General features: G+C 34.7%; 18 protein-coding genes. 7 read left to right on the top strand and 11 right to left on the bottom strand.

Going from position 1 to position 15,992, the window contains the following annotated elements; translation table 11 throughout:
* Positions 1-423 precede the first annotated feature (423 nt).
* The 3 genes from QLQ94_RS20635 to QLQ94_RS20625 form a co-directional block, all read right to left on the bottom strand.
* Positions 424-996 carry a hypothetical protein gene (locus tag QLQ94_RS20635; RefSeq protein WP_482498384.1) on the bottom strand — a complete coding sequence of 191 codons (573 nt, stop codon included), beginning with the start codon at positions 994-996 and terminating at the stop codon, positions 424-426.
* Positions 997-1,516: 520 nt separating this feature from the next.
* Positions 1,517-1,753, bottom strand: coding sequence for a hypothetical protein (locus tag QLQ94_RS20630; RefSeq protein WP_271336686.1), 237 nt, complete (start codon positions 1,751-1,753; stop codon positions 1,517-1,519).
* Positions 1,754-1,990: 237 nt separating this feature from the next.
* Positions 1,991-2,701, bottom strand: a complete 711-nt coding sequence (locus QLQ94_RS20625; protein WP_271336687.1) for a WG repeat-containing protein — start codon at positions 2,699-2,701, stop codon at positions 1,991-1,993.
* A 151-nt stretch (positions 2,702-2,852) separates the two neighbouring features.
* Between QLQ94_RS20625 and QLQ94_RS20620 the strand changes: the two genes are divergently transcribed.
* The gene (locus tag QLQ94_RS20620) at positions 2,853-3,530 is read left to right on the top strand and encodes a transposase (RefSeq protein WP_271336688.1); all 678 of its coding nucleotides are present in this window, start codon (positions 2,853-2,855) and stop codon (positions 3,528-3,530) included.
* Positions 3,469-4,392 (top strand): transposase, encoded by a 924-nt coding sequence (locus QLQ94_RS20615; RefSeq protein WP_271336689.1) that lies wholly within the window; start codon positions 3,469-3,471, stop codon positions 4,390-4,392. Before QLQ94_RS20620 ends, QLQ94_RS20615 begins: the two co-directional genes overlap by 62 nt.
* A 232-nt stretch (positions 4,393-4,624) precedes the next feature.
* Here QLQ94_RS20615 and QLQ94_RS20610 read toward each other — a convergent pair whose 3' ends face one another.
* The gene (locus QLQ94_RS20610; RefSeq protein WP_271336690.1) at positions 4,625-5,191 is read right to left on the bottom strand and encodes a DUF3592 domain-containing protein; all 567 of its coding nucleotides are present in this window, start codon (positions 5,189-5,191) and stop codon (positions 4,625-4,627) included.
* A gap of 524 nt (positions 5,192-5,715) precedes the next feature.
* Here QLQ94_RS20610 and QLQ94_RS20605 point away from each other — a divergent pair.
* The 5 genes from QLQ94_RS20605 (at position 5,716) to istB (ending at position 11,102) form a co-directional block, all read left to right on the top strand.
* A protein-coding gene (locus tag QLQ94_RS20605; RefSeq protein WP_271336691.1) for an IS6 family transposase occupies positions 5,716-6,382 on the top strand; the annotation gives its coding sequence in 2 pieces (ribosomal slippage) (positions 5,716-6,036 and positions 6,038-6,382; 666 coding nt in all).
* A 99-nt stretch (positions 6,383-6,481) separates the two neighbouring features.
* Positions 6,482-6,670: a hypothetical protein gene (locus QLQ94_RS20600; protein ID WP_271336692.1), complete on the top strand. Its 189-nt coding sequence runs from the start codon at positions 6,482-6,484 to the stop codon at positions 6,668-6,670.
* 311 nt (positions 6,671-6,981) lie between these two features.
* Positions 6,982-7,899, top strand: a complete 918-nt coding sequence (locus QLQ94_RS20595) for an AraC family transcriptional regulator (protein WP_271336693.1) — start codon at positions 6,982-6,984, stop codon at positions 7,897-7,899.
* A gap of 901 nt (positions 7,900-8,800) precedes the next feature.
* The gene (istA, locus tag QLQ94_RS20590; protein ID WP_482498382.1) at positions 8,801-10,348 is read left to right on the top strand and encodes an IS21 family transposase; all 1,548 of its coding nucleotides are present in this window, start codon (positions 8,801-8,803) and stop codon (positions 10,346-10,348) included.
* A 16-nt stretch (positions 10,349-10,364) separates the two neighbouring features.
* A complete protein-coding gene (gene istB, locus QLQ94_RS20585) occupies positions 10,365-11,102 on the top strand; it encodes an IS21-like element helper ATPase IstB (RefSeq protein WP_056251131.1) in 738 nt (245 codons plus the stop codon).
* A 317-nt stretch (positions 11,103-11,419) separates the two neighbouring features.
* Here the strand turns inward: istB and QLQ94_RS20580 are convergent, their stop codons facing one another.
* The 7 genes from QLQ94_RS20580 to QLQ94_RS20550 form a co-directional block, all read right to left on the bottom strand.
* Positions 11,420-12,604 (bottom strand): DUF3570 domain-containing protein, encoded by a 1,185-nt coding sequence (locus tag QLQ94_RS20580; protein ID WP_271337343.1) that lies wholly within the window; start codon positions 12,602-12,604, stop codon positions 11,420-11,422.
* A gap of 18 nt (positions 12,605-12,622) precedes the next feature.
* Entirely contained in the window at positions 12,623-12,856 is a 234-nt protein-coding gene (locus QLQ94_RS20575; RefSeq protein WP_072965097.1) for a DUF4266 domain-containing protein, read from the bottom strand.
* Entirely contained in the window at positions 12,853-13,746 is an 894-nt protein-coding gene (locus QLQ94_RS20570) for an FAD:protein FMN transferase (protein ID WP_271337344.1), read from the bottom strand. Before QLQ94_RS20570 ends, QLQ94_RS20575 begins: the two co-directional genes overlap by 4 nt.
* 40 nt (positions 13,747-13,786) lie before the next feature.
* Positions 13,787-14,221: a thioredoxin family protein gene (locus QLQ94_RS20565; protein WP_271337345.1), complete on the bottom strand. Its 435-nt coding sequence runs from the start codon at positions 14,219-14,221 to the stop codon at positions 13,787-13,789.
* A 109-nt stretch (positions 14,222-14,330) separates the two neighbouring features.
* Complete coding sequence (locus QLQ94_RS20560) at positions 14,331-15,020, bottom strand: VIT1/CCC1 transporter family protein (RefSeq protein WP_271337346.1); 690 nt, start codon at positions 15,018-15,020, stop codon at positions 14,331-14,333.
* Between the two features lie 10 nt (positions 15,021-15,030).
* A complete protein-coding gene (locus QLQ94_RS20555) occupies positions 15,031-15,429 on the bottom strand; it encodes a hypothetical protein (RefSeq protein ID WP_271337347.1) in 399 nt (132 codons plus the stop codon).
* 38 nt (positions 15,430-15,467) lie between these two features.
* The gene (locus tag QLQ94_RS20550; protein ID WP_271337348.1) at positions 15,468-15,905 is read right to left on the bottom strand and encodes a hypothetical protein; all 438 of its coding nucleotides are present in this window, start codon (positions 15,903-15,905) and stop codon (positions 15,468-15,470) included.
* Positions 15,906-15,992: the final 87 nt, after the last annotated feature.

Here is a 15,992-nt window from a genome sequence, read left to right as displayed (position 1 = left end):
GTAAATTTAAAGGTGTTGCTTATAAAATTTAATTGTTAATGCAATGGCGCTTATTAGCTGTTAGCGGCATTATATTTTATCGTTTATTGGTTTTTGTGGCTATATAAAAGATATATATTAAACTTCCGACATATATCAAAAAGCTCATTAATGAAATTGCGTCATTGTGCATTCCCGATGTAACAATATTAGTTGCTATCCCTATAATAAAACAGAGAATTGCAAGTAGAATTTTCGTAGAATTTTGCATAAAGGAAATTAAGAATTTGATTGTTTACAGGCAGTCGCGTTTACAAGAAATATTACAGTGTTTGGATTATGACTGCCACGTTTCCGTAATCCTTATTTAGCACTGCTTTAGAAATGCTTTCAATTAAGCCAATTGCACAAATCCGTTGCAGCAGCTGCATCAGGCGGTGCGTTTTATATTTCGTTTTGGCGGAGTTTTTCTTTCCACTTATTAAGAGCTTCAGCATTGTTTCCAAAACTAGACTCTGTATCAAATTCATTAATAGCTTTGTCCCTCGCGTCTAAATGTTTCTCTATAATTGCGTTAATTTTATTTACATTTCCAGCATTTATTTTCCCGCTGTTAATTTCTTTTTCTGATTTTTTTGCAAAGTAATGTGAAATGTTATATTTCAGCTGCAGGTAATCCAATAATTGCTGGGATTTATATTCGGGTTCAACCCAGGATAAATCCCTTCTGATTCCTCCATAGGATTCAACAGTAATAGTTCCTGTCCAGACATTTACTTTTTTGGTAAAAACACCAAATGTCAATTCCGGATAAACATGCAGATCTTTGTTTACTTCAGGCGGCATTTTAAAATCAGACCATTCCAAAATAGCTTTTGACCTTACGGAAATGGTGTCGCCCTGGTTTGCTTTGGTCATCTCTGTAGCAACTTTCTCCCATTTTTTCTGGTTCTTTCCCTGGCCAAAAGTAAAAAGTGTCAGACATAGGCCTAAAAAAGTTAATGTGATTTTATTCATTTTTCTAATTTATAGTTTAGATTATTTCAACAGTATTTTTGTAATGTGGTTTTTTATAATCGTCTGCATTGCCTGGAGCTTAGTTTATAGCATCGATAAATCGTAGCACTACGATTTTTTTTAGTCGTATGCCGATTGTAAGATTTTTGCGAATATAAGAATAATATTAAATCTTTTTGATTTAATCCCAGTGAGAGGGACTGCGGGCAGTATCACTGTATGGCTGCAAGTTAATATTAGTATAGGTTTATTGTTAGTTTTTAGGAGCCTTTCCCGCTATCCGTTCCGATCCTTTGTGCCGAACCACGGCACAAAAGGATTTTCATTGCACACGAACGAAGCGAACTGGCGAAGCAATCGGGGCTAGGGTAGTATCGCACAACGTCCTGGTATTACAGTGGGTTTGGCAATTATGAGGGAGATTTTTCGGTTAAACACAAATTTTCCAAATGCAAGACCAACTTTCCATTAAGGCAAAAAAAATATCGCCAAACGGCTGTTAGGCGCTGTATCTAATTTTCTATTTCTTTTCTTGATCATCCATTGCTTTTTTATGGAATGAGGGCAGTTTTTCTGATTCAGAATATTTTTTACTGTCAATTTTTTTATTGATTCTTACTTTTTGTTCAGAAGTTAGTTTACTGGCAATCTGCTTCCATAAATCTGATATTGGATTTTTAATAACTAGCTGGGATAATATTTCAATTTCCTCGTCATTTAAGTTTTTAGGAAATTCATCAGGATTAAACACGTTCATAGATAATTAATTTAAACTCTTTGCTTTCTCAATATAAGGACTAACCTTTGGGTACTACAGCAGGTTTGGAACTAAATTAAGTCCATTCTTCGGATTTGCCACCCGAGCGATAGCGAACAGGCGAAGCAAACCATCCCAAATACAAAGCCAACTTTCCACTAAGCCAATTGTCCAAATCCGTTGTAGTAGGTGTTATAGGAAGTTAGCATTGGTATTTTTATCTCAATCGAAAGTAAATTATATTTTTTTATCTTTCATATTAATAAAAAATGTCTTGTGGTTATCGGAAACTTTTGCTTTCCCATTTTTAAAATTTTCTGCGCTTTTATATTTCAAAGGAATTATTACTTTACCTTTTGTATCTACGAAACCATACATTCCATTTTCGTTTACAACAACAGCAAGACCTTCTGAAAAATTTTCAAACAAAATATATTGAATTTGCGCAATGATTTTACCCTCAATATCAATAGCGCCCCACAAATCATTATTTGAAACTAAACAATACCCAGATTTAAATCCATTATTTATAGATTGATAATTTGAAGGTATTACAACATCTCCGGATTTATTAATAAATCCAAATTTCCTATTAGAATCAAGATAAAAAGCTCGTTCTTCATAAAAACGTCCAACAGATAAGTAATTCAAATTTATTGGAATAACAACCTTTCCAGTTTTATCAATATACCCATATTTCCCATTTTGTTTAACTGGAGCCAGACCTTCGGAAAAATCATCAACAAAATCATAATTTAATTGAATTACAACTTCTCCTTTATCGTTAACAAATCCCCATTTACTATTTTTTTTAACTTTTGCCAAGCCTTCCTTAAAATCGCCTGTTAAATCTGATGCTTTAGATCTATCGTTTTCTTGAATTATAGTTTGGGAGATTAAATTATTTGAAAATAATATTGTCAATAAAATTAAAATATATTTTTGCATGTTTTTAAGTTTAAAATCTACAGTTTTTCACCACTTTTAATACTGAGGCACTCATTGCCTATAACGACAGTCTTTGAAAAAACTTCCGTTTGTATTACCTCAAATATAACAAAAAAGTTGTGCTAAAACAGGAATTTTCGTATTTTTAAGAATGCAATTTATATCAGGAATTTCCCGCCACCAGATGCGTATTTCAAGTTTAGAAGACGCTATCAGTCCCGATAATCAGGTTCGTTTTATAGATGCTTTTGTATCGTTTGTAGATTTATCTAAGCTTGGTTTTGAAGTTAAAACGCTCAAAAAAGAGGGTCGCCCGAGTTATAATACCAAGGCGTTTCTTAAAATCTATTTGTATGGTTATCTCAATGGAATAAGAAGCTCTCGAAAATTAGCAAAAGAATGTTTTAGAAATATAGAAATACAATGGCTATTGGAAGACATTCGTCCGAACTACCACAGCATTTCAGACTTTAGAAAAGATAATCCTGTCGCCTTGAACAAACTATTCAAACTATTTGTTTCGTTCTTGAAAGATGCCGATTTGATAAGTGGCGAAACCATTGCCATTGACGGCACCAAGAGCCGCGCTCACAACAGTAAAAAAGCTAATTTTAATCAAAAAAAAATTGACAAGCACCTAGCATATATTGAAGCCAAAACTCAGGAATATCTTGATGCTTTGGAAGAAAATGATTCCAATGAAAAGCGACCTGAAATTCAAAACATCCAACAAAAAATAGAACGATTAAAGCAAAACAAACTTCGCTATGAGATGCTGGAAGAAAAAACTAAAAGCCAGCGGCGAGCCTCAAATAAGCACTACCGATAGCGATGCCAGAGCATTATTAGTACAAGGACAAGTAGTAGAAATATCATTTAATATACAAGCAGCCGTTGATGCTAAGCACAATCTTGTGGTAGCTACTCATACTATAAATAAAAACGATCGCAGCGCTTTATCTGCTATCGCCCTTGAAGCCAAAGAGAATTTAGGAATTGAAACCTATACCGCTTTGGTAGATAAAGGCTACCATAACGGGAAACAAATAGAAATCTGTAAACAAGCCAACATAACGACCATTGTAGCGCAACCCGAACAAGGAAAAAGTAACGAAAACGGCACCACCAAGGATTATTTGGTAGCCAGGTTCCGATACGATAAAACTACCGATACTTATACTTGTCCGCAAGGTGAAATACTAAAAACTACGGGTAGTTGGCATAAAAAAACGACCGATAAAGACAGCTATAATTTTAAAAAGTACCGAACACCCAAATGCAAAGAATGTCCCGTAAAACATTTATGTACCAGTAGAGCAGCAGGTAGGGAAATAGACCGCAGCCAATATGCTGATGCTGTAGAAGAAAACAACAAACGCTATGGGGAAAACCCACAACTCTACCGTAAGCGACAGGAAATCAACGAACACATCTTTGGTACGATCAAACGGCAATGGGGCTACAATCACACCAATTTGACAGGATTAGAAAAAGTAAACGGAGAACACAGCTTAATTATGTTAGTATATAACATCAAACGCAGTATCAATATACTCGGCGTCCCCGAACTTATTGCAAAACTCCAAAAATGGAACTCACCCTATAAGACAAAAGTCTTGTTTTTACTAAAAACGAGTTATTTAAAGCTTCATACAACAACTAATTTTTATCCAGAGAAATTGGCAGCCTAAAAAAAAGGGGTTCAGTATAACGATTTATTTGAATTGTAGTACCTTGAAATTTGGAGGTTTTAATTAGAAAAGGAGGTTTTTTCACAGCCTGACGTTCTGGCACTACAAGAAGTTTGGGGGTAAATTATCGTTATTTTTCGGATTTGCTAAATCTTCCAAATACAAACCAATTTTTCCATTAAGCCAAAATTCCCAAATTGCTTGTAGGGTGTGTTGGCAGTAGTTGATTTTTTTATTGAGTTAAACTTCCGATTAGTTTCAACGCAAAAATGGTTAGTCCCGATCCAAAAAAAAATCCCATAAATATTGGTAAATAAATCTGTTTATTGATTTTATTTATCAGGCAAGATTTTTTCGGATTGTTTTTATCATAATAAACGGTTACTTTTCTTCCTATTTGGATTTCTTTTTCTTTTTCAATTTGAATGAATTGTTTACTTTTTAAAAAGATTTCATCGATTTTTGGAAATTGATCCAAACTTTTATGTTCTTTTTCAAATAGAGAAGCACTTGCGTAAGTTTGATTTGATTCATATTCAATATTGTTTACAACATATTTATATGTTTTTTTTAACGTGAATTGATAATCAGTATCACCATCGTTAGAAAATTGCATATATTTTATTTCAGCGTTTTTAACTTCTCCAATGCAATATTTCCATCTCGTACTTTCTTCCATTCGATGTAACCCAATAATTCCGTTGATAAATAGCCAATATGAAAAATAAAGGAATAGTGGTAATAAAACACAAATAAAAACAGTTGTAATCACATCATACTCCCAATTTTCAAAATTCATTTTTTTATTTCTTTTTCGTTTTCAATTACTGCCAACTAATTTATACCAGCCATAAAATGGCAATAATACAATTTTTTTTAGTTGGCTTTGTGCAATTAGTAAGCTTTTTTAAGCGAATCTTTTGGAATTCATGCCCAAGCTCACTGCTTTTCTCCCCTAGTGCTCTTTATCCACAGTATCCCAACTGCTTCCCTTTTGTTTTTATCAGAGACCCTGTATGCTTTTGTCTTATTTCACGAGCAAAGGTAGTCCGTGTCCTTTGGCAAAAGCAAGGCCGGGCCTGTCAGGTCTTGGCAAAAAATCTCCATGCATGCGTTTTTTTTTTAGCTCATAAGAGACCTTTATAAACTTGCCTATATTTAAAATTGGATTGATTAGCGGGAGTGTATTTAAGATTATTTTTTAGGAGCTCTTTCCGCTATAGGTTCCAATCTAAATACCCAAATCCACTGCAGGGGCTGGCGGATGTGGTTCTGTCGCATCTAAAGCTAAGTTTTATCTTTGCCTTTTTAATTCTTAAACTCATGAATACTAAAGGTCATTGCTATCCGAAGTCAATTATACTGCAGGCCGTATATTTTAAGCTTAGGTTTACATTAAGCTATCGGGATGTTGAAGAGATCATGAAAATGCGAGGAGTTTCTGTTGATCATGCTAATATTCAGCGCTGGGTTTATAAGTTTACACCTTTGCTTGAGTCAGAGATTAAGAAGAGAAAAGGCAGAGTGGGGGCGAGTTGGAGATTGGATGAAACCTATATTAAAGTAAAAGGTATTTGGTGTTATTTATATCGAGCGGTAGATAAATTGGGCAATACAGTAGACTTTCTTTTGACCAGAAAAAGGACAGAGAATGAGTGCTCAGTCATTTCTAATTAAAGCAATTAATAATAACTACAAGCCAAGAGTAATAAATATTGATAAAAGTGGTTCAAATACTGCCGCTATCAAATTCTATAACAAGCGTTCATTCTCAAAGATTAAAATCCGACAGTGTAAATATCTCAACAATATTGTAGAACAAGATCATCGTTTTATCAAGTGGCGCATACAAAACGGATTAGGTTTTAAAAGTTTTGAATCGGCCAGACGAACCTTGAGTGGAATTGAAGTTGTACATATGCTAAGAAAGAGTCAGATGGTTAGACCAGGAATATCTATGTTTAAATCATTCTGTAAATTGGCGGGCTAACTTTTAAATGACTTAAATTTTTATATTTGATTCTGACAGATGCGACAGAACCCAAAGATTTATTGATTAAAAAACAAAATTTCTCTTCCAAAGGGATATATGGGTACACATCATTTATATGAATATGATGTACATGATAATCTTACTAAAACAACCGATAGGACATATGAATACAAATATGATGAACAAGGAAACTGGATAGAGAGAATAGAAAATTACAGAAATGAAGTATTCCAAAAAACGATTAGAGAATTTACTTATTTTCCGAGAGATCTTCATTTAGTTTAACTTCTTAATTTTTTGATAGAAAACTAAAAGAGTCATATCTTCTAATTAAAACTAATGCTGTGCGCATGTATCTGACTTCGCACCTAAAATTTAATCAAATTTATGATACAAAAAAAGCTTCAGATTTCTCTGAAGCTTTATACTTGTAGCGCAACGCATTCAAAAATCTAACCAGTTAATTGAAGATTATTATAATATTATCCCATTGCATCTTGATATTTTTTTAATAACTTATCACATAAAGTTACCCAAATTTGGATAGCTTTGTGTAGTTTGTCACACATATAAACAAGTTGTATAGCATTTAAGAAATGACAGTAACTGATAAAGAAATACAAGCTGATTATAAAAATCGAATTAACCAAGTTTTTGAATTTATTGACAAAAACTTGGAATCGGATTTATCGTTAAATGCAGTTTCGGAAATTGCTTTTTTCTCATCATTTCATTTTCATCGAGTTTTCAAATTTGTTACAGAACAAACTCTACATGAATACGTAAAAAGAAGAAGAATAGAAAAATCAGCATCTGATTTGTTACATAAAAACATAACAGCAACTGAAATAGCACATAAATATGGATTTAGTGATAATTCTTCCTATTCCAAAGCATTTAAAAAGTATTTTGGAGTAAGCCCGACTGAATTTAAAAACCAAAATCCAAATAGATTTAGCAAGATTCGTCAACTTAAAAGCAAGAATGGACAAGAATATCCTGACTATAAAAAATACATTTGTGTCATTAATAATCTTAAAAATTGGATAAAAATGAACGCAAAAATTGAAATTAAAGAAATGTCAAAAATAGATTTGGCTTATGTATCAAGTATTGGTCCTCATAACCTTGAGAATGCCTATGGAAAATTAATGCAATGGGCAACACCAAAAGGATTAATGAACGACCAAACAAAAATGATAACGGTTTATCACGACAGTTTTAAAGTTACTGAAGCCGACAAAGTAAGGATGAGTGCTTCGATTTTACTTGATAAGGCAGTGAAAACAAATGGAGAAATCGGACTGACAACAATAGAAGCTGGAAAATTTATCGTTGGAAGTTTTGAAATTGGATTAAACGAATTTGAAAAGTCGTGGACTGGATTATTTGTCTGGATGAACGAAAATGGATATAAGAAAGCTGACAGAGAGCCTTTTGAAATTTATTATAATAATTTTAATGAACATACTGAAGGGAAAGCTATTGTTGACTTTTGCATACCAGTTGAATAAAAAACACTGTACAACAATGGCTATAAGTAATTGCTTGTTTTCGCCTACTTTTGAAATTCCCCTCGCTCTCCGAAGTATTACTTATAATGCTGCGCAAATGTCTCTGAACTGCCCTCAAAAAGTTAGACACTATTTGGGGGCATTTTTATGAAAATTAAACCTTATAAAAGTCTCTTGACTTTTTAAGTTTTCGCTTAAAACAAAAAGCCTCAGATTTCTCTGAAGCTTTGTCTTAGTAGCCCTGACGGGAAAATTCTCAAACCATTTTGCGGATGATTTGAGGAAATTAAATAGGGTTTAAATTTTATTTCCGCATATGGAGAAAGAGGTATCCACTCCAGCTTGATGAAATATAATTTTGTTAGTATGTTTTTTTGGGAGACTACTTTTTCCTCTTATACGAAGAACTATAGCCGTTTATAATATTATTTGTAAGAGTAAGAGTTTTACTGTCAGGATTTTCAATGATATATGTTAGACCTTCAAAAATGACCATATCATGCTCTTTATTATCATAAACGCTTATGCCTTTGCTAATAACATATTTGCTGATCCTTAGCTCTATATCATTCATATAGGTAGTAACTTTATTGTCCGGAGTAAAAACTATTTTTTTAGTATGACCCAGAGTCTTTGGGGTGGAGATATAATTTCCATCTTGCCCTATTGATTTTTGCCAAGTCCAAGATCCTAAAATTGCATTTGGAGTTTGATCATTGATTGGAAAAACCGGTCAATTTGACCACCTAATTCCGGAGTAAATTGACCACCCGTTCCGGAGCAAACTGACCACCTAATTCCGGAGCAAATTGACCACCAAGTTTTGTGGTTAATTAACGATTAAAAACTATTGATTTTTTCATGTTGTTAGAACCATACATTCGTTAAAAACATACGGATTATGGCAAACAAAATAACAGACATGAGTAAAATTAGAAAAGTAATTAAATTCTATTGTAATGGAAAGAGTAAGTTATTTATAAGTAGCTACTTATCCCTTTCAAGAAATACGGTAAAGAAATATATTTCTTTATTTGAAGTTCTCGGATTAAGCTTTGAATTAATCGACCAAAAAACCGATGCAGAGCTGGAACTTTTATTCTCCCAGACTAGTGTAGAGGCCATTAGCCCGAGATTACAGACACTTTATGATTTTTTTCCTAAAATGGAACGTGAACTAAAAAAAGTTGGCGTTACCGTACAGCATATGTGGGAACAATATATTGCTGTAAATCCTGATGGTTATCGAACTTCACAATTTCATTATCACTACAATATATGGGGCAAACGAGTTAATCCGGTCATGCATATGAACCATAAGGCTGGTGATAAAATGTATGTTGATTATGCCGGAAAGACACTCTCAATTATTGATATAGATACCGGAGAAGTCAAAGAAGTACAATTTTTTGTAGCAATATTAGGCGCTAGCCAATACACGTATGCTGAAGCTTCCATGAGCCAGCAAAAGGAAAACTTTGTTGACTCAGTAGAGAATGCCATGCGCTTTTTTGAAGGTACTCCTGCTGCCATTGTTCCGGATAATTTAAAATCTGCAGTAATAAAAAGCAGTCGTTTTGAACCGACAATCAATGAAACCCTGGCTGATTTAGCAGAACACTACGAAACTACAATTTTATCTGCCAGAGCTTACAGGCCCAGGGACAAATCATTAGTTGAAGGAGCTGTTAAGATATTATATCGAAGGATTTATGTAACCATAAAAGAAACCAAGTTCTTTTCTCTGGAACAATTAAATCAGCAGATCTGGGATTTACTTGACTCTCATAATAACAGAAAACTAACAGGACGCCCTTATTCCCGCTTTGAATTATTTTTAGAAGACGAAAAAGAAAAACTGCGTCCACTGCCACAAGATCGTTTTGAAATTAAATACCAGTCTTTTGCAACGGTAATGCAAAACGGTCATGTTCAATTAAGCCAGGACAAAAACTATTACAGCGTTCCGTATCAATATGTAAAAAAGAAAGCAAAGCTGTTATATACCAAATCAACGGTAGAGATTTATTATAAATACAATCGAATAGCTGTACATCCAAGAAACTACAAACCTTATGTCTATACAACAACCCCTGAGCATTTAGCCAGTACACATCAATTTGTAGCCCAATGGAGTGCTGCCCGCTTCATTGAATGGGCTAATAATATTGATGAGTCAGTGGGAGAATATATAATGCAGATAATCGAAAGCAGAAATCATCCAGAACAGGCTTATAAAAGTTGTTTAGGAATACTGAATTTTGAAAAAAAGGTAGGCAGACAGCGATTAATAAATGCCTGCAGGCGGGCACTTGATTTTAAAATTTACAATTTTAAGACCATACAAAATATTTTAGAAAACAACTTGGATCATATTGATTTTGATCAAGAGCCTGAGCAGGAACTTCCCGATCACAGTAACATAAGAGGAAAACATTATTATAACTAAATTAAATCTTGAAAAAATGAATGAATCCACAGTAACCAAAATGAAACAAATGAAGCTTTATGGCATGTTTAATGCTTTTAAAACAGCCATTGAAAGCGGAAAAACAGATCATTATACCCTTGACCAGTTTGTATCGATGATTATTGATGCAGAATGGGATGAAAGGTACAATCGTCGTATTGAACGAAGTATAACTAATGCCAAATTCCATTACAAATCAAATATTGAAAGTATCAATTTTGATGTATCACGTAATCTGGACAGAAACATGGTACTGCGTCTGGCAGAATGCGAATTTATAGAGAAAAATGAAAACATTTTAATCACTGGAAGTACCGGGGTCGGTAAAAGTTATTTAGGTACCGCATTAGGTTATCAAGCCTGTATACAGGGTTTTAAGGTAAGTTATTTTAATACCTCAAAATTGTTTGCTAGACTAAAAATGGCTAAAGCAGATGGTACTTATCTGCGGGAACTTACCAAAATACAAAGACAGGATGTTATAATACTTGATGATTTTGGGCTTCAGGCACTTGACAGCCATAACCGAATTACTCTTTTGGAGATCATAGAGGACAGGCATAATAACGGCTCTATAATAGTGACATCACAAATCCCAGTTCAAGGATGGTATGATATAATTGGAGAAAAAACGATAGCAGATGCAATATTAGACAGACTGATACACCAATCTCACAGGCTTGAATTACATGGAGAATCGATGAGAAAGAAAAGAGGAATAAACAAAGAGTGATATTTTATTATATTTGAATACTAATTAACAGATGAAAAAATATAGTTTTTAATCAAAACGGAGGTGGTCATTTTGCTCCGGAATTAGGTGGTCATTTTGAACTGGAATCAGGTGCTCACTTTAAAACGGAATGGGGTGATCAATATAACCGGAATTTGCAGAAGACTATCTTCAGGAGAAATATAAGTTAGAAGATGCATTAAAAGATTTCTGATAATAATAATGTAATAAAGTTAAAAGCAAGAGTTGATGATTAGCTATATTTAATAACAAAAGCGCTATAATAGGGCTTTTGTTATTAAATTTGACTTTATACTCTATTTATATTTAATATTGATGCTGATAATATCCGAAGTCATATTTGTCGTTCTGGTATAATGCCCGTAACGAATCTCCAATGTATTCCAGTGTTTAAGACCGAATATTCCGTTTAAGGGAGTGAATTTCATTCCCATCCCAAAGAAACTGCTGTCAAACTTAGATAAATCATAATTGCTGGTATAATATTCGTCCGCTGCTGAATGTTCGCCATACGGTTTAAAATACTTCGTTCCCGTTTGAGTATAATACCTGTAAAACGGACTTATCGAAAAGGCCTGAGTTAATTTTACAGGAATTTCAAGATCGGCAGTATGTGCTTTTAAGCTCCAGTCATCAGTATAATATCTGTAATAAGCCCTAATGATTACATTGTCTCCCAGGAAATAACTTGCCCTGATCCCCAATGGAATTTTGAGTCTTGTATCGGGCATTTTTTCCTGATGTACAGATCCGTCAGTAAAATAAACCCTGTGAAACGGAAGACTTAAATACCCGTTTTGGCTAATCACATCACCTACAAGCATTACCTGCAATCGCTGGTTGACCACCTGAGAATAACTTAAAGTTCCTGCAAAAGTATTTCGGTTTGCACTTCCGTAGCCTTCCTGACCCGGAGTACGAAGCTCAACAGGTTCAATTAATTTCAGCTGATCGAGAAAGGTTTGAAATTTAGCTGTAAACTCTCCGTTCCTGTCTCTTGTTTTTTGGGAAAAACTAATGTTTCCCCCAAAAGACTGGTAATCAAATTCAGTGGATGATGAAACTCCAAGACCAATTGTTCTTCCTGTTGCTTCATTTTCTCTTAAATAAGTCAAAGAAGGATAAAAACGATTGTCTGAAGAAGATGCAGATGAATTGGCACTCAAATCAATCATATCTGATGAGGCAGAAGTATAATGATCAATTCCAGCTTCAATATCAAAAGTATGTTTGATTCCGGTTTCTCCATATTTTACCAATTTTACGTCAATGGTATTGGCAATATCGGTAAGATGTTCAGAACCAATTCCTCCTGTAACGGCCGAATTGTCTCCGTTTTGCTTATAATAACTGGAAACTAAATTTACTTCTTCCAGTTTTAATTTTTTGCTTTTGTAACTGGTAGAATCTGTAGGAACATTTTGTGCTCTTGTTTGAAATAATGCCAGTAAGGCAAATCCTGTAATGAATATTCTTTTCATTTTTTAAGAGTATGAAAATTAGTTACAGCCACAGCCACCGCCGCTTTTTCCTGAATTTGCTCCGGAAGCTCCTTCACGGTAGGATTGAAAACTAAGTTCTGTTTTTTCGATTTTTCTGTTAGAAAGGACCATTTCAGAATCGTTGATTTTTCCTTTCTGGTATTCTTTTACCGATGTGCAGGAGGTGAGTAGAATGCCCGTAAAAGCAATGCTGCAAAATAGTACGAGCGCTTTTTGTTTTGGCTTTTTCATTTCAGGTTAATGTTTTTTGAAGTGTAAATTTTGTTGTTGTCGTCGATTATTATACAATATAGATCTGCTATCTGATCTATTAAAAACAAGCCTGCTTTAATACCCATAACTGCTATTGGCGTTGCCATTGCATCTGCAAATTCTGCGTTCCCGCTAATAATGGTTACACTTTTAATTCCTGTTATAGGCAATCCTGTTTTTGGGTCAATAGTATGTGAATATTTCTTTCCGTTAATGGTCACGAATTTTTCATAATTCCCGGATGTTGCCACTGCTTTATTGGAAATTTCCATATAAGAAAATGCCGCATTTGGAGCATCAGGATCTGCTACGCCAATGGTCCATTTTTTGCCATTAGGCTGTAATCCCCAGGCCGAAAGATCTCCGCTGGCATTGATAATGCCGCTTTCAACATCATGATTTAAAAGTATTTGTTTTGCCATCTCGGCAGCATAACCTTTTCCGATTCCGCCAAAACCAATTCGCATTCCCTTTTCTTTTAAAAATACGGTTGAGTTTTCTTTATCTAAAATGATATTTCTATAATCAATAAGATGTACCATTTTGAGTGCTGTTTCGGCATCTGGTAATTTGGTCATGGCTTTATCAAAATTCCAAAGACTTTTATCGATACTTCCGTATGAAATATCAAAGGCACCTTGCGTAATTCTTGAAATTCCAATACATCTTTCGATAAGATTAAAAACTTCAAGATCTACTTTAACAGGCTTAATTCCTGCATTTTCATTAATCAGGTTCGTCTGACTATCATCTTTATAAGTAGTCAAAAGTTTTTCGATCCGTCTGATTTCTTCAATAGCAAGATTAATATTCTCATTCCCAATTTTCTCATTTTCAGCCACAACTGTAATTGTAAAGTTGTTTCCCATGAGTTTTAGGGATTGCGAATATTTTTTATTTTTTAATATATTACTTTTTGCTATCACAGATTGCTTTTATTTCGGCAGTCCACTGCTCAGGAGTAGTTTCTGGTTTTCCGTGCCAGGTTTTAAGTACTTTACCATCAGCATCCAAAAGCAGGGTTAGAGGGAAACTTCCTTCTTTATTATAAATCTCGGCTAAATCCTCGTTTCTTTTTACCTGCTGGGGCGTTCCTATGTTTTTCTTTTTTCTTGGAAAATCAGCATTAACCAGTACCAGATTCTCATTGGCCATCTCTGTGAATGCCGGGCTTTCAAGATAATCTCTGCGCGTTACAATACAAGGCCCGCACCAGTCTGAACCGGAGAAGTTCAGTAGAATTAACTCGTGCTTTTCCTTTGCTGTTTTTTTGGCATTAGTAAAGTCAGGTTCCCAGTTGATGGGAAGCACTGTTAATAACAGAAATAATGTAATTAGTTTCATTTTTCAGTTTGTTTTTAGGTATATACGAAATAACGAATTGTCAGGTATCTTATTTTTTAAACTTGCTTAAGATTCGGTTAAATTTTAAACCAAATAAAAAGCTGTTTTTTTAAGCAGTCTGAACACCAAAAATATAGCCCACAAATGCCGAGGCTGCCATGGCAAAGGTGCCCCAGATGCAGATACGCAATATCGCTTTCAGCGTATGGGATCCGCCGGCTTTTGCGGCCAGCATTCCCGATAATGCCAAAAAGAGTATTGAAAAACCATACTGATAAAATACCATTTCTTTTATAGGGGCAAAAATGGCCACCAAAAGCGGCAATAAACCACCAATAATAAAGGATATGGCCGATGCAAAAGCTGCTGTAAGGGGGGTGGCCTGTGTGATTTCATTAATTCCGAGTTCGTCCCTCGCATGGGCTTCAAGGGCATCATGAGCCGTTAATTCCACAGCAACCTGCCTGGCAAGTTCTTTATTTAATCCCCTTTGAATATAAATATCGGTGAGTTCTTCCAGTTCCTCTTCCGGCAGGGTTTCAAGAGCGATTTTTTCTCTTTTCAAATCTGCAGTTTCTACATCAGACTGGGAACTTACCGATACATATTCACCTGCTGCCATAGAAAGCGCACCTGCTGTTAGACCCGCTACGGCAGCCAGTAAAATAGGCTCTCTTGTAACACTTGCCGCAGCCACACCAATGGCTAAACTGGTGGTCGATAAAATTCCGTCGTTTGCCCCCAGAACTGCTGCCCTGAGCCATCCGCTTCTATTGATATAATGATTTTCAACATGCATAATTTTAATTTTATAGTAGTTTAATCCAATGCGGATCTTCAGAGGTTTTTGGAACACCTCCAAAATTAGTTTTTAGAAACTGTCTAATTTGTAATGCTGTTTTGTTTTGTGTAGCGCTTTTCCAGTCATTGATATCATAAATATGAATCTGCTTGGCATTTGTGTTTGTAACAAATGAAATCCGGGATATTGAATCCTTGTATTTCATAATCTCATGTAACATTCCGCGATTTGGCACTACAACAAGAATGTTTTCCCAATCAAGAAAATTCTTAGGGATATCCTCACGGTCCTTCAATCCTAAAAATTCAAAAAAGGCTTTTATTTTTTGATCATTAAGCCTATGTATATCTAAGTCAGCCTTTTTTAGAATAATCTGGAGATTTGCCTGATCTCTAATGATACCCATATTTAAAATATTTTTTTTAATGAAAGGATCAAAGTATATTATCTGATTTCAGAATGTCTGATTTCTCCCCCTGTAGTGCCTGTCTGCCGGCCAGAGTATAAAACTGCCAGAGAGTACACCATCAGAGCCAGTGCAATATAATCAGCATACGATTTCTCTTTCCAATTGCTCCATAAAGCAGCTATCGAACCGATGCCCAGTACATAGGATAGTAAAGCAAATACCTCTGCTTTTTCTTCATGTTCATGGATTAAATTTTTAGAGATTCCCTCAATTTGTTTTACCACGTGCTCGGCGCCATCCCCTGTTGCTGTTGCTGCAAATGCCGTAATTGCCCCCAGTATAAAAATACAGCAAGCTGTCCTTTTTACAATTTCAGATTTTACTATAAATCCACCTATGAGAACCAATAAACCTACAATGGGTATAATAATAGGCAGGTGGTTCAATACTAAGTGATAATGCGCTCCGTTCATAATGTTTTGTTTTAAAGTATTGATTTTCTATTCTTCTTTGTTTTCCATTTTATCCGGGCAATGCGCTGGCTGAGCCCGATGCTTCTT

The organism is Flavobacterium sp. B114r (assembly GCF_056824125.1).
This window is presented reverse-complemented; position numbering and strand designations above follow the sequence as displayed.

What these genes read in the sequence shown, in the direction of transcription:
- QLQ94_RS20560 (WP_271337346.1), bottom strand. Translation starts at nt 15,020, where the DNA reads ATGCATGTTGAAAATCATTATATCAATAGAAGCGGATGGCTCAGGGCA.
- QLQ94_RS20595 (WP_271336693.1), top strand. Translation starts at nt 6,982, where the DNA reads ATGACAGTAACTGATAAAGAAATACAAGCTGATTATAAAAATCGAATT.
- QLQ94_RS20630 (WP_271336686.1), bottom strand. Translation starts at nt 1,753, where the DNA reads ATGAACGTGTTTAATCCTGATGAATTTCCTAAAAACTTAAATGACGAG.
- QLQ94_RS20615 (WP_271336689.1), top strand. Translation starts at nt 3,469, where the DNA reads ATGAGATGCTGGAAGAAAAAACTAAAAGCCAGCGGCGAGCCTCAAATA.
- QLQ94_RS20555 (WP_271337347.1), bottom strand. Translation starts at nt 15,429, where the DNA reads ATGGGTATCATTAGAGATCAGGCAAATCTCCAGATTATTCTAAAAAAG.
- istB (WP_056251131.1), top strand. Translation starts at nt 10,365, where the DNA reads ATGAATGAATCCACAGTAACCAAAATGAAACAAATGAAGCTTTATGGC.
- QLQ94_RS20625 (WP_271336687.1), bottom strand. Translation starts at nt 2,701, where the DNA reads ATGCAAAAATATATTTTAATTTTATTGACAATATTATTTTCAAATAAT.
- QLQ94_RS20580 (WP_271337343.1), bottom strand. Translation starts at nt 12,604, where the DNA reads ATGAAAAGAATATTCATTACAGGATTTGCCTTACTGGCATTATTTCAA.
- istA (WP_482498382.1), top strand. Translation starts at nt 8,801, where the DNA reads ATGGCAAACAAAATAACAGACATGAGTAAAATTAGAAAAGTAATTAAA.
- QLQ94_RS20570 (WP_271337344.1), bottom strand. Translation starts at nt 13,746, where the DNA reads ATGGGAAACAACTTTACAATTACAGTTGTGGCTGAAAATGAGAAAATT.
- QLQ94_RS20620 (WP_271336688.1), top strand. Translation starts at nt 2,853, where the DNA reads ATGCAATTTATATCAGGAATTTCCCGCCACCAGATGCGTATTTCAAGT.
- QLQ94_RS20550 (WP_271337348.1), bottom strand. Translation starts at nt 15,905, where the DNA reads ATGAACGGAGCGCATTATCACTTAGTATTGAACCACCTGCCTATTATT.
- QLQ94_RS20575 (WP_072965097.1), bottom strand. Translation starts at nt 12,856, where the DNA reads ATGAAAAAGCCAAAACAAAAAGCGCTCGTACTATTTTGCAGCATTGCT.
- QLQ94_RS20610 (WP_271336690.1), bottom strand. Translation starts at nt 5,191, where the DNA reads ATGAATTTTGAAAATTGGGAGTATGATGTGATTACAACTGTTTTTATT.
- QLQ94_RS20600 (WP_271336692.1), top strand. Translation starts at nt 6,482, where the DNA reads ATGGGTACACATCATTTATATGAATATGATGTACATGATAATCTTACT.
- QLQ94_RS20565 (WP_271337345.1), bottom strand. Translation starts at nt 14,221, where the DNA reads ATGAAACTAATTACATTATTTCTGTTATTAACAGTGCTTCCCATCAAC.
- QLQ94_RS20635 (WP_482498384.1), bottom strand. Translation starts at nt 996, where the DNA reads ATGAATAAAATCACATTAACTTTTTTAGGCCTATGTCTGACACTTTTT.